This window comes from Blautia sp. HCN-20427 (assembly GCF_037890365.1).
Taxonomy (GTDB): Bacteria; Bacillota; Clostridia; order Lachnospirales; family Lachnospiraceae; genus Blautia.
In genome coordinates this window covers 20816-33603 of the sequence record NZ_JBBKBX010000020.1, presented here as the reverse complement: position 1 = coordinate 33603, position 12788 = coordinate 20816, and the positions used below count along the sequence as shown (strand labels likewise).

Sequence of the window (12788 nt, the reverse complement as noted above, 5' to 3'; positions counted from 1 at the left end):
AGTCCAGTTATACACCAAGTTATCCACATTGTCCACAAAAATGTGTGTGGATGAATGTGATTTACATAAAGAAATAAAGAACAAAAGTTTTGTGTACTTGTTATAAAAAGGGTTTTTTTGTGGAAAAAAGGAGAAAAAGAGTTGATTTTTCTATAGTCAAATTTTTAACAGGAAGAAATACAATTTGGTGAAATAACGAAAAAATTAAAATAATTGTCTGATAATATCAGTTTACCATAATTTATAAAAGGGTAGAAGATATTTAGGTGAGGAACGTTTGTGTATCTACTATATATTGTAAAAACAGGTGAAATGTAAAATGGGGGTCTGCTTTTGTAAAATTTGGATTTTACAAATATTTAACCTTTTTACGATTGGTGATTTTACAAAACTTTTTTATAGTTGATGTTGTCAACAGGAAAGCAAAACAAATTTAAAGGATAAATAAAAAACGAAATTTACAGTGAAAAGGAGATTCTGGTAATGAAGAAGAAAGTATTAACAGCAGTACTCACAGGTGTTATGGTATTTGGTATGGCAGCATGCGGAAGCAATGGAGAAAGCACTTCTGATGCGGGCAGCGACTCCGGTTCTGATAAGGAAGCAAGCGCAGAGGCGCCTACAGGAGAAATTTCGGTAATTTCCAGAGAAGATGGTTCCGGCACAAGAGGTGCATTTATTGAACTTTTCGGTATTGAAGAAAAAGATGATTCAGGAGAAAAAATTGACAATACAACGGAAGACGCGCAGGTTACCAACAATACTTCTGTTATGATGACCAGCGTGGCAGGAGACCCGCAGGCTATCGGCTATATCTCTTTAGGTTCCCTGGATAAGTCTGTAAAGGCATTGAAAGTAGATGGCGCAGAAGCAACAGCAGAGAATGTAAAGAACGATACTTATAAAATTTCCCGTCCTTTCAACATTGCTACTACAGATAAAGTAAGTGAAGCGGCACAGGATTTCATTGATTACATTTTAAGTGCAGAAGGACAGAAAATTGTAGAAGACAACGGTTACATTGCAGCAGCTGCAGACGCAGCCGCTTATGCGGGAAGCAAACCCTCCGGAAAAATTGTAGTGGCAGGTTCTTCTTCTGTAACGCCTGTTATGGAAAAATTAAAAGAGGGATATGAAGCTGTAAATCCGGATGCAGAAATCGAAATTCAGCAGAGCGATTCCACAACAGGTATGGAATCTGCTATCAGCGGTGTATGTGATATCGGAATGGCTTCCAGAGAGTTAAAAGATTCTGAAACAGAAGCTGGTTTGAAGGGACAGGAAATTGCCCTTGACGGTATTGCGGTGATTGTCAATAACGAAAACGCTATGACAGATATTACATCTGACCAGGTAAAAGAAATCTATACAGGTGAAGTAACCGACTGGGAAGATTTACAGTAATCACAGAGGAATAGGAGCAAAGTGCGATGAAAGACATCAAAGAAACAGTTATGAAATATGTGTTTCTCCTGTGTGCATGCGCTTCCATTCTGGCAGTTGTTTTGATTTGTCTGTTCCTGTTTGCCAATGGTGTTCCAGCCATTGGCAAAATAGGAATTTTTGACTTTCTGCTGGGAGAAAAATGGAAGCCGGGCAACGATATTTACGGGATTCTTCCGTTTATTCTGGGAAGTATTTATGTAACCGCTGGAGCCATTGTGATTGGTGTGCCGGTGGGAATCCTGACCGCTATCTTTATGGCAAGATTTTGTCCGCCAAAGCTGTATCGGTTTATGAAGCCAGCCGTAGACCTTTTGGCAGGAATTCCTTCTGTTGTATACGGCTTCTTTGGTTTGGTGGTTCTGGTTCCTTTTGTCCGTGATTTTTTCGGAAGGACACTGGGATTTGGCGGAAGCGGCGCCAGCATGTTTACGGCATCGGTCATGCTGGGGATTATGATTCTGCCGACCATTATCAGCGTAGGGGAGTCTTCCATCCGTGCTGTGCCCAACAGCTACTATGAAGGCGCTCTGGCTCTGGGCGCTACCCATGAAAGAAGTGTGTTCTTTACGGTAGTCCCGGCAGCCAAATCCGGTATTATGGCAGGCATTATCCTGGGCGTGGGAAGGGCCATTGGAGAAACCATGGCGGTGATTATGATTGCGGGAAATCAGCCCCGTATGCCAAAGGGACTCTTTAAAGGAGTCCGTACTCTGACTTCTAATATTGTTATTGAAATGGGATATGCGACAGACCTGCACAGAGATGCACTAATCGCAACAGCCGTAGTTCTGTTCGTGTTTATTCTGCTGATTAATCTGTTATTTTCATTGGTAAAGAGGAGAGGAACAAATGGATGAGGCAATTCAGCCAATTAATGTACAAAGCGCAAAACAGAAAATAAAATCATATTCCCACAATCCAGGTTCTCTGATTCTGGCAGGACTTGTGGGACTTGCCGCACTGCTTACTGTGCTTACTTTAGTGTTTATTGTGGGATATATTCTCATTAAGGGAATTCCCAATCTGACTCCGGAATTATTTCAGTTGGAATACAATTCTGAAAATGTTTCCATGTTTCCGGCCATTATCAATACCATTTGTATGACTGTGCTGTCTCTGCTGATTGCAGGGCCGTTGGGAATCCTGGCGGCTGTTTATCTGGTAGAGTACGCCAAAAAAGGCAATAAACTGGTTTCTCTGGTTCGTGTGACTGCAGAAACCCTGACCGGAATTCCTTCAATTGTATACGGACTTTTCGGTATGCTGTTTTTCGTAACGACCCTGCATTGGGGCTATTCTATGCTGGCAGGCGCTTTTACACTGGCTATTATGGTACTGCCGGTGATTATGAGAACCACGGAAGAAGCCCTTCTTTCCGTACCGGATACGTTTCGTGAGGCCAGCTTTGGTCTGGGAGCAGGACGCTTGAGAACCATTTTCGTTGTCATTCTTCCTTCTGCAGTTCCGGGTATCTTTTCCGGTGTGATTTTGTCTATCGGACGTATTGTGGGAGAGACGGCGGCTTTGATGTACACGGCGGGAACCGTGGCAGAACTTCCAAAGAGTGTGATGTCTTCTACAAGAACCCTGTCTGTGCATATGTATTCCCTGGCAAGTGAAGGTTTATATGTGGACCAGGCATACGCTACAGCCGTAGTGCTTCTGCTCATTGTATTGATTATTAACTGGATATCAGGAAGAATTGCGCGAAAGATTAAGAAAGGATAAACAGAAACTATGAGTAAGTTTTCGATTTCCAATTTGGATTTATATTATGATAACGGTGCGTTTCATGCGCTGAAAAACATTAATCTGGAACTGCAGGAGAAGGAAATTACCGCTTTTATCGGGCCTTCCGGTTGTGGAAAATCCACACTGCTGAAATCCTTAAACCGTATGAATGACCTGGTGGAGGGATGTAAAATTACAGGAAAAGTGCTGCTGGACGGGGAAGATATTTACGGAAACATGAATATCAATCTATTGAGAAAAAGAGTGGGTATGGTGTTTCAGAAACCAAATCCCTTTCCTATGAGCATTTACGATAACATTGCCTATGGTCCCAGAACTCACGGAATCCGTTCTAAGGTAAAGCTGGATGATATTGTAGAGCGTTCTCTTAGAAATGCGGCTATCTGGGATGAGGTCAAAGACCGTTTGAAATTAAGCGCCCTGGGAATGTCCGGCGGTCAGCAGCAGCGTCTCTGTATTGCCAGAGCTCTGGCTGTAGAACCGGAGGTGCTTCTCATGGACGAGCCAACTTCTGCCCTTGACCCTATTTCTACGTCTAAGATTGAAGAACTGGCTGTGGAATTGAAGAAAAATTATACCATTATTATGGTAACCCATAATATGCAGCAGGCAGCCCGTATTTCGGACAAGACGGCGTTTTTCCTTCTGGGTGAGGTTGTGGAATACGGAGAGACGGAGCAGATATTCTCCATGCCGAAGAATAAGAAAACGGAAGATTACATTACGGGGAGGTTTGGATAATGAGAAAGAGATTCGACCAGCAGCTTGAAGAATTGAATGTGGAATTGATTAAGATGGGGTCGCTGTGTGAAAGAGCCATCCGAAGAGCCGTAGAGCTGCTGCAAAATCCAGAGGACACCAGAGTCAGCGATGTAGACCGGATTGAAGAGGAAGTCAATCACAAGGAACGTGAGATAGAGACCCTTTGCATGAAGTTGCTTTTGCAGCAGCAGCCGGTGGCAAAGGATTTGCGTGAAATTTCTTCTGCGCTGAAAATGATTTCTGATATGGAAAGAATCGGAGACCAGGCGCAGGATATTGCGGATATGGCCAGATTTATGCAGGTAAAGGAAATTGCCCACAAAATCCATATCGGGGAAATGGCGGAAGCCACTATTAAAATGGTAACAGAAAGCATTAATTCCTTTGTAAAAAAGGATTTAAAAGCAGCCGCAGCTGTAGTAAAATATGATGATGTAGTAGATGATTTATTCTTAAAAATAAAAACAGAGCTGCCGGCCATGATGGAAAAGGATTCTAAAAATGCTGAGTATTATATTGACCTGATTATGATTGCCAAATATTTTGAGCGCATCGGAGACCATGCCGAGAATATTGCCCAGTGGGTGGAATATTCCATTACAGGCTCGCATCAAGAACTCAGACAGGAGTAGTGAGAATGGTTTATTTAGTTGAAGATGATGAAAGTATCCGGGAACTGGTAGTGTATACCCTGAACAGTCAGGGGATAGAAGCAGAAGGCTTTTCCATGCCTTCGGACTTCTGGGAAACCCTGGAGAAAAGGGTGCCGGATTTGATTCTTCTGGACATTATGCTGCCGGAAGAAGACGGACTGAGCATACTGCAAAAGCTGAGAAAGCGCAGCGATACAAAACAGGTTCCTATTGCCATGCTGACTGCAAAAGGCAGTGAATACGATACGGTCAAAGGACTGGACAGCGGCGCAGACGACTATATTCCAAAGCCTTTCCGCATGATGGAACTGGTATCCAGAGTGAAAGCCCTGCTTAGAAGGAGCGGAAAAAGTGAAGGTACGGATACGGAATACACCCTGGGAAATTTGTATGTTTCACAGAAAAAACATCAGGTGAAGGTAGATGGAGAGGAGATTACCCTGACGTTAAAGGAGTTTGAAATTCTTTTGCTTCTGCTCTCCAATCCGGGGATTGTATTTACCAGAGCACAGCTTCTGGATAAAATCTGGGGCTATCAGTTTGACGGTGAGAGCAGAACTGTGGACGTGCATATCCGGACGCTGCGTCAGAAACTGAAAGATGCCGGGCATTATATTGAGACTGTCCGTGGTATGGGATATAAAATAGGAGGGTCATCATGACAAAACGAATTTTTAAATCCATTTTTGCGGTTTCTCTCATTGTACTGGCAACATGTACGGGAGTGACACTGGGGATTCTATACCATTATTTCGGGAATCAGCTGCAAAAGGAATTGAAAACAGAAGCAGCTTACCTTGCCATTGCTGTGGAGCGAGACGGGATTGATGCGTTGGAAGCCCTTCCGGCACAGGCGGAGCGTGTGACGTATATTGATGAAGACGGAACAGTGCTTTTTGACAATGTGGCAGACTCGGAATCCATGGAGAACCATGCCCAAAGAGAAGAAATCGAAGAAGCGCAGAAAACGGGCTCCGGCACGGCTGTGCGGAATTCGGATACACTTTCCAGGAAGACTCTGTACTATGCCATGAAACTAAAAGATGGAACCGTTCTCAGAGTTTCCAGTGTGCAGTACAATCTTCCGGCGCTTTTGCGGGGAATGATTCAGCCGCTGCTGATTATGCTGGTGGCTGTAACGGCTCTGGCTGCATGGATTGCTTCAAGGGTATCACGCCATATTGTGGATCCGGTGAACGCTCTGGATTTGGAACATCCGGAAGAAAATCAGATTTATGATGAGATTGCGCCGCTTCTGACAAAAATCAACCGTCAGCAGAAGTCCTTGAAGCATGAAATTGCAGAGGCCAAAAGGCAGCAGGAGGAGTTTTCCATTATTACGGAAAATATGGAAGAAGGTTTTCTGGTCATCGATGCCCATACAGAGGTGCTTTCTTATAATTCCAGTGCTTTAAGACTGTTGGGCGCAGAAGCCCAGACCGGGCGCAGAAGTGTGCTGACCCTGAATCGGAGCGAGGGCTTCCAGAATCTGATAGAGCGTGTGCTGGAAGGAAAACACATGGTTACGAATCTGGAATTTCAGGGAAGAAGCTGCCAGGTAGCAGCAAACCCGGTTTGGAAGGAAAAGAAAGTAACCGGTGCGGTAATTGTAATTCTGGACGTGACAGAGCGCATGAAGGGTGAACAAATGCGCCGGGAATTTACGGCAAATGTGTCTCATGAACTGAAAACACCCCTGACTTCCATTTCAGGATTTGCGGAAATCATCAATGACGGATTTGTGAAGCCGGAGGATACGAAGAAATTTGCAGGCAGAATTTTTAAAGAAGCGCAAAGACTGATTACGCTGGTAAATGATGTTATTAAGATTTCCCAACTGGACGAAGGCAAGTTTTTCTGTGAAAAAGAAGACGTGGATTTGTATGAAGCGGCAAGGGAAATTCTGAAACGGCTGGAAGAGCGTGCAGCAGAGAAAAATATTCATCTGTATCTCTATGGCCCTCATGTAAAGGTGAACACCGTGAAGGTAATTCTGGAAGAGGTGCTGTATAATCTCTGTGATAACGGTTTGAAATATAACAAGCAGAGCGGCAGTTTGACGGTGAACATTTCCGAGGTGGAAGGGAATGCGCAGATTGTGGTGGAGGATACAGGAATCGGTATATCAGAAGAAGATAAAATGCGCATCTTTGAAAGATTTTACCGTGTGGATAAGAGCCATTCCAAAGCCATCGGCGGAACCGGACTGGGGCTTTCCATTGTGAAGCACGGAAGCATGTTTTTAGGCGCGGATGTGAAGGTGGAGAGCACACTGGGAGAAGGCAGCAGATTTATATTGATGATACCGGAGTGAAAATGAGAAAGACAAGTAAAAGGCTGAAGAAAGGCGTTTTACTTGTCTTTTTTGCGCTACATACAAAAGGCGGCATAGAGAGGGATGATTTTTTCGCCTTCTAAGCCGAAATTCTTTGCGGAAAGCTTGATTGCGTAAGAGGGCTTATGTTTATCTATGTAGCTTTTCAGACTTTTTGATCTGGTATTATCAGTGGATCTCACTTCAATAGGAATCCATTCTCATTCTCGTTGAATGACGAAATCTATTTCAGCGTCGCGTTCAGACTCTCGGTAATAAGTTTTATACTCCTTTATGGTAAGCTGTACATTTACATAATTTTGGTCATACCGTCTTTGAAATTATTCAGGCATACCCCCCTACAATGGGGTATTAACGATAAAGCTGTGTCACTACCGTATGTGATGTAGAGGGAAGCGGGGCATTGGCCTGTAAGCAGGATTTGATTTGTTCCACCAGGTCTTTTTCTCCCAGTGCAAGCATGAATTCCTTCATATCCATGGGATAAAGGGTTTTTATGTCCACCTTACCTACAGGAAAAGAAAAGTTTGAACGATTCACTGCCACGCAACGTAGGCTTCCAACTGCGATAATGTGATACTCAGAGGCGTCCTCACAAAAGTATTTCAGAGAGGTTAAAGCTCTTTCGCAGAGTTGTACTTCGTCGAAAACAATCAAAGTTTTTTGGCGGACAATCGTCTGTCCTGCGATAAAATAGGAATTAAATAGTCCGGACTGATATTTTCTTCAAAGGTTTCGCTTAATCCGGGATTGGTTTCAAAATTGAAATAAGCCACATTTTATAGTGTGTGCGTCCGAATTCTAAAATTTACATATAGTGTAATACATATTCCTGCAAAAATAAGGGCATTTTATTAAAAAAGCCACATTAAAATACACGAATAATAGTGAGGAAATTACATTATTGTGGATAAATGGAAAAATAATTAAAAAAAGACTTTGACATAGTTTATGTTTGGTGCTAGTCTGAATATAGAAAAGCGCTGTCGATAGATGGTTAGTCCACGTTATAATTGGTCAAAAATAACCGTTCAGTTTGGAAAGCTGGGGCGGTTATTTTTTCGTTAGTGGTTTCGGCATTTAAAGAAAAAGAAGAGGTAGGAATATGGCGACGATAAAAGATATTGCGGCAAGGGCAGGAGTTACGGCAACAACTGTATCCAGAGTAATTAATAATAGAGGATATATTAGTGAGGCAACCCGAAAGAAGGTATCGGATGCGATGAAAGAAATGCACTATCAGCCCAATGAAGCAGCACGTTCTTTATCCAGGCGTCATACAAATACGATAGGAGTAATAGTACCTCATATTATACATCCCTTTTTTAATAAATTAATCAGCAATCTGGAGAGGGCTGCGTCTGCCAGAGGGTATAAAATTCTTCTTTGTAATTCACAGGATCAGCCAGAAAAGGAAGCAGAGTATCTGGATATGTGTATTTCAAATAAAGTTTCTGGGATTGTTTTATGCAGTAAATATGTGCAGACAGAGAAATTTCATTCGCTTCATATTCCTGTTATCAGTTTTGAAAGAGAAGAAGAAAATTCTAGTGCAGTAACCATTCAGTGTGACAATTATCAAGGTGGGAAGATAGCGGCGAATCATTTGATAGAACAGGGCTGCAAAAAGCTTCTTCATTTTGGAGGTGTAAGAGGAAAAGATATGCCAGCAGACCGTCGAGCGGACGGGTTTATAGAAGCCTGCAGAGAAAAGGGGGTACAGGGAACTATTATGGTGAGTAATCAATTAGTTTATGGTTCTATGCACTATCAAGAGTATATTCAGGAGGGATTAGAAAAATTTCCTGATGTGGATGGAATTTTTGCCAGCAGTGATTTGATTGCGGCTCAAGTGATTCAGATATGTAATCAAATGGGTATTCATATACCTGAAAAAATAAAGTTAGTGGGATTTGATGATGTGTTGATAGCTTCTGTTACAACCCCTACTATTACTACAATTCATCAACCTATTAAAGAAATGTCAGAATTATCAGTGGATTATATAGACAGATTACAGAAAAATGAAGTGGTTCCTTCCAGAACATCTATGCCTGTGTGGTTGGTGAAGAGAGATTCTACTTTATAAAGAAACAAAAAAAGCTATTACCGAAAGTATAGAGTATATCTGAACGGTAATAGCTTTTTGTTTAGGTTTTTACATCGAAATACAAAATGTAATCGATAAATATATAAGAGATATAAAAATAATAGATAAAGCAAGAAAAATGATATAAAACACGGACTAAAATATGGAGGAAGAAAAAAATGAGGTAAATATATATAAAAATAAATAGATAAAACTGGAAAAAATACACAAAATATATAAAACAATATATGTTAACGATTGACATATAACAAAGGCGGAGTTATACTCTCCTTATAAAGAAAAAGCTCTAAAAGAGTAGAAATTAAGGAGGATATCGCATGAAGAAAAAGAAAATTTTATCTATGGTATTAGCTGGAATTCTTACAACTGGAATGTTGGCAGGTTGTGGTGGATCTGGAGACAGCGGGGATAGTTCCGGCAGCAAAAAAGACTACGATTTGTATATTTTTAATACTAAAGGTGAAAATGCAGATGCAATGGAAGCAGCAGCCAATGCTTTTGGGGAAGAAAAGGGTGTGAAAGTCAAAGTATTTTCTTTAGGATCAGGGACAAACAGTGATGATACGTTGAGAACAGAAATGAATTCCAAAAACAAGCCAGCTATTTTTTCATGCATGAATTCTCAGGCATTAGTGGAATGGGTGGAAGGTGGATTTGCCATGGATTTGTCTAAAGCCACAAATGAGGATTTTAAAAAACTGGTAAGCGAAATACCAGAGAGTTTTAATCTTACAGATGGTTCGGCAAATTATGGAATTCCCTATAATGTAGAAGGATATGGTTATATTGTAGATACTGAAATGATAGCAGCATTGTTCGGAGAGGATAAGGTAGAGGCTTTTCTATCAGCATTTAAAACGGCAACTTACGATGAATTTGAATCTGCCGTAAAAACATTGCAGGCTTATATTAAAGAAGGAACAGCCGGAAGTGTTATTTTGAGTGGACAAGAGTTTGCACTGGCCGCAGAAAAAACAGGGAAAGCCGCTAGTTTGGAAGGTGTATTTTCTGTAGCAGGCTCTGAAAAATGGACTTATGGAGACCACTTTGTTAATATTGCGGTGGATGCAATTTTTAAAGATTCTCAAGCAGCGTCTCAAGCTACAAAAAAGGAGTTGGAAGCTGGAAAAGGGGCTTTTGAAGCATATGCAAAAGCATTGGATTTAAAAACTTCCAATGCAACAACAGAAAGAGGACCGGAATTGATTAATGCTTCTACAAATGGATATGATCCGTCTGTAGCAACCTTTGCAAACAGTAAAGCAATTTTCTTGAAACAGGGAAATTGGGCTTATGAAAATATTAAGAAGGCGAATGCCGATATTGTAGATACATTGACATTTCTTCCGATAAAAATGCCATTTGCACAAGATGATATTAAAGTCGAAGGTTTAACAGTTGAACATATGCTGGAATCTATTCCTGTATTCGTACCAAATTATTATTGTATTAATGACAAAGTCTCTGATAAAGAAAAAGAATTAGCTCAGGAATTTTTAGTATGGCTGAATACTTCAGAAGAAGGACAGAAGTTTGTTGTTCAAGATATGGCATTCATTCCTTATAATGCCGATCCATCAAAAACTTCTGCTGGTTACAGTCTGGGAGATTCCATCATTTCCTATATGTCTGAGGATAAGACTTTAACAAACGCATATGCAGGAGCACCAGTGGGTTGGGCAACAGAAAACTTTGGATTGCATATGATGGAAAATTATTTAAATACGGCAAAATGGTCAGAGACTGCTTATGGAGATATTGCGGACTATGCAATTAGCAGTTGGTCAGAAATGGCTGGGTTAGAATAACAGGGTATCAGAGCCATAGGAGGAACAGAATGGACAGATATTATAGAAGAAGATTTGTACCCCTGGCACTTCCTGCATTGATTCTTTTTGTGCTGGTAATCGTAATTCCGTTTATTATGGGGGTAATTTATTCCTTTACTGGATGGCGTGGTACATATTTTGCAGGAGGAGAACATTTTTGGCAGGCTTTTGTTGGATTTGATAATTACATAGAAGCATTCAAAACAAAGAAATTTATAGATGCGTTAATATATACTGTAAAATTTACCTTGGTTGCAGTAGTTGTAATTAATGTGGTATCACTGTCAGTTTCTTTACTGGCAACCTATTTGCATAGGGGAGCAGCTGCATACAGAACAGTCTATTTTCTTCCAAACCTGTTGGGTGGTTTGGCTCTTGGATATATCTGGCAGTTTATTTTTGAAATTGTATTTTCAAAAATTCTGTTTGGAGAGAATGGGATAATTTCTATTCCTGCGTTGTGTAATATGACGCAGGATAATACAAAAGCCCTGTTTGCTTTAGTTATGCTTTTTACCTGGCAGATGGCAGGTTATATGATGATTATTTATACAACGGGTTTAAATAATATACCCAAAGATCTTTCAGAAGCAGCAGCAATTGACGGGGCAAACGCATGGCAGAGATTCTGGAATATTACGGTTCCTATGTTAATGCCTTCTTTTACCATAGTGTTTTTTATGACACTGTCAAAATGTTTTATGCTTTTAGACCAGAATATTGCTCTGACAGATGGTAACTTCGGAACTCGTATGCTGGCAACACAGATTTTAAGGACAACCAGGGACAGCGCACCTCCGGATTACGGTCTTGCTCAGGCTCAGGCAGTTATCTTCTTTGTATTGATTGCTGTGGTTACACTGATTCAGGTTTCTATCACTACGAAGAAGGAGGTGGAGATGTAATGTCAATGAAGGGGCGCCATAAGGCAGGACAGATAGTGTCACATGCAATATTAATCATGATTGCTCTTTACACATTAGCTCCATTGGTATTTCTTTTATTTAACTCGTTTAAGTCGAATAATGAAATTGTGGAATCTCCCATTGCAGTTCCGAAACAGTGGACATTGGATTATATTAAAAATGCTGCAGAACAAATTCATTTTCTGGAAGCATTAGGCGTTACATTTACGATTACAGTCATAGCAGTTGTGCTTCTGATTTTGGTTTCTTCTTTGGCTGCTTGGGTAATGGTAAGAAGTAAGAGTAAGCTGGCAACTGTATTATATCTTGGGTTTACCGCGGCTATGTTGATTCCGTTTCAGTCTGTAATGTATCCGCTATTGGACATTTTTGAGAAACTTGGGCTGAAAAATATTCCAGGGTTGATTATTATGTATGGCGGATTTGGATTGAGTATGTCAGTATTCTTGTACCATGGATTTATCAAGAGCGTACCACAGTCCCTGGAAGAAGCAGCAATTATTGATGGTGCAAATATCTTTCAGATGTTTTTCAAAGTCGTGTTTCCGTTGCTGAAAGGGACTACAGTAACGGTGATTGTATTAAATGGTATGTGGATTTGGAACGATTATCTGTTGCCATTTTTGGTAATCGGTAATAGTGATGGAGTGAAGACGCTTACCCTTGAATTATATTTTGCAAAACTTACTTCTGGTCAGTATGGAAACCCGTGGGAACTTATTTTCCCGGCGGTGTTGGTTACCATTATACCCATTGTTTTGCTATATATTTTTCTGCAAAAATATATAGTTGCCGGTGTGGCAGAGGGCGCTGTTAAAATGTAATGTAAGAGGCTGTTGCTTTAAACGTTATCTGGAATATTTATACATTTCAATTTAAATGTTTAAGGTAGCAGTCTTTTTATATCAAAAAGAACTGTGAAAAAATATGTATATTTGTGATTGATAAGATAAGATTATAAAGAAAGAAGGAAAA

At 40.7% G+C, this 12788-nt stretch carries 12 protein-coding genes; 11 read left to right on the top strand and 1 reads right to left on the bottom strand.

Annotated features, from left to right (window positions below; all coding sequences use genetic code 11):
- Positions 1–483 precede the first annotated feature (483 nt).
- Genes WKT17_RS12300 through WKT17_RS12270 form a run of 7 tightly spaced genes read left to right on the top strand, consistent with a single transcriptional unit; the run spans position 484 to position 6927 of the window.
- Positions 484–1404 carry a substrate-binding domain-containing protein gene (locus tag WKT17_RS12300; RefSeq protein ID WP_173749428.1) on the top strand — a complete coding sequence of 307 codons (921 nt, stop codon included), beginning with the start codon at positions 484–486 and terminating at the stop codon, positions 1402–1404.
- Between the two features lie 26 nt (positions 1405–1430).
- On the top strand, positions 1431–2303 hold the full coding sequence (gene pstC / locus WKT17_RS12295) for a phosphate ABC transporter permease subunit PstC (protein WP_173749429.1): 873 nt from the start codon (positions 1431–1433) through the stop codon (positions 2301–2303).
- Positions 2296–3174 (top strand): phosphate ABC transporter permease PstA, encoded by an 879-nt coding sequence (gene pstA / locus WKT17_RS12290; RefSeq protein WP_173749430.1) that lies wholly within the window; start codon positions 2296–2298, stop codon positions 3172–3174. Before pstC ends, pstA begins: the two co-directional genes overlap by 8 nt.
- Positions 3175–3183: 9 nt before the next feature.
- Positions 3184–3939: a phosphate ABC transporter ATP-binding protein PstB gene (gene pstB / locus WKT17_RS12285; RefSeq protein WP_111920569.1), complete on the top strand. Its 756-nt coding sequence runs from the start codon at positions 3184–3186 to the stop codon at positions 3937–3939.
- Positions 3939–4592 carry a phosphate signaling complex protein PhoU gene (phoU, locus tag WKT17_RS12280; RefSeq protein ID WP_173749431.1) on the top strand — a complete coding sequence of 218 codons (654 nt, stop codon included), beginning with the start codon at positions 3939–3941 and terminating at the stop codon, positions 4590–4592. The genes pstB and phoU overlap by 1 nt, the downstream gene beginning before the upstream one ends.
- A 5-nt stretch (positions 4593–4597) precedes the next feature.
- Positions 4598–5275, top strand: coding sequence for a response regulator transcription factor (locus WKT17_RS12275; RefSeq protein WP_173749432.1), 678 nt, complete (start codon positions 4598–4600; stop codon positions 5273–5275).
- The gene (locus tag WKT17_RS12270; RefSeq protein ID WP_291681776.1) at positions 5272–6927 is read left to right on the top strand and encodes a sensor histidine kinase; all 1656 of its coding nucleotides are present in this window, start codon (positions 5272–5274) and stop codon (positions 6925–6927) included. Before WKT17_RS12275 ends, WKT17_RS12270 begins: the two co-directional genes overlap by 4 nt.
- 372 nt (positions 6928–7299) lie before the next feature.
- Here WKT17_RS12270 and WKT17_RS12265 read toward each other — a convergent pair whose 3' ends face one another.
- Positions 7300–7605: an AAA family ATPase gene (locus tag WKT17_RS12265; protein ID WP_291681775.1), complete on the bottom strand. Its 306-nt coding sequence runs from the start codon at positions 7603–7605 to the stop codon at positions 7300–7302.
- 448 nt (positions 7606–8053) lie between these two features.
- Between WKT17_RS12265 and WKT17_RS12260 the strand changes: the two genes are divergently transcribed.
- The 4 genes from WKT17_RS12260 (at position 8054) to WKT17_RS12245 (ending at position 12637) form a co-directional block, all read left to right on the top strand.
- Complete coding sequence (locus WKT17_RS12260) at positions 8054–9037, top strand: LacI family DNA-binding transcriptional regulator (RefSeq protein WP_294542174.1); 984 nt, start codon at positions 8054–8056, stop codon at positions 9035–9037.
- 338 nt (positions 9038–9375) lie between these two features.
- A complete protein-coding gene (locus tag WKT17_RS12255; RefSeq protein ID WP_291681773.1) occupies positions 9376–10866 on the top strand; it encodes an extracellular solute-binding protein in 1491 nt (496 codons plus the stop codon).
- A 29-nt stretch (positions 10867–10895) separates the two neighbouring features.
- Positions 10896–11792, top strand: a complete 897-nt coding sequence (locus WKT17_RS12250; RefSeq protein ID WP_291681772.1) for a carbohydrate ABC transporter permease — start codon at positions 10896–10898, stop codon at positions 11790–11792.
- Complete coding sequence (locus WKT17_RS12245; protein ID WP_291681771.1) at positions 11792–12637, top strand: carbohydrate ABC transporter permease; 846 nt, start codon at positions 11792–11794, stop codon at positions 12635–12637. Before WKT17_RS12250 ends, WKT17_RS12245 begins: the two co-directional genes overlap by 1 nt.
- Positions 12638–12788 lie beyond the last annotated feature (151 nt).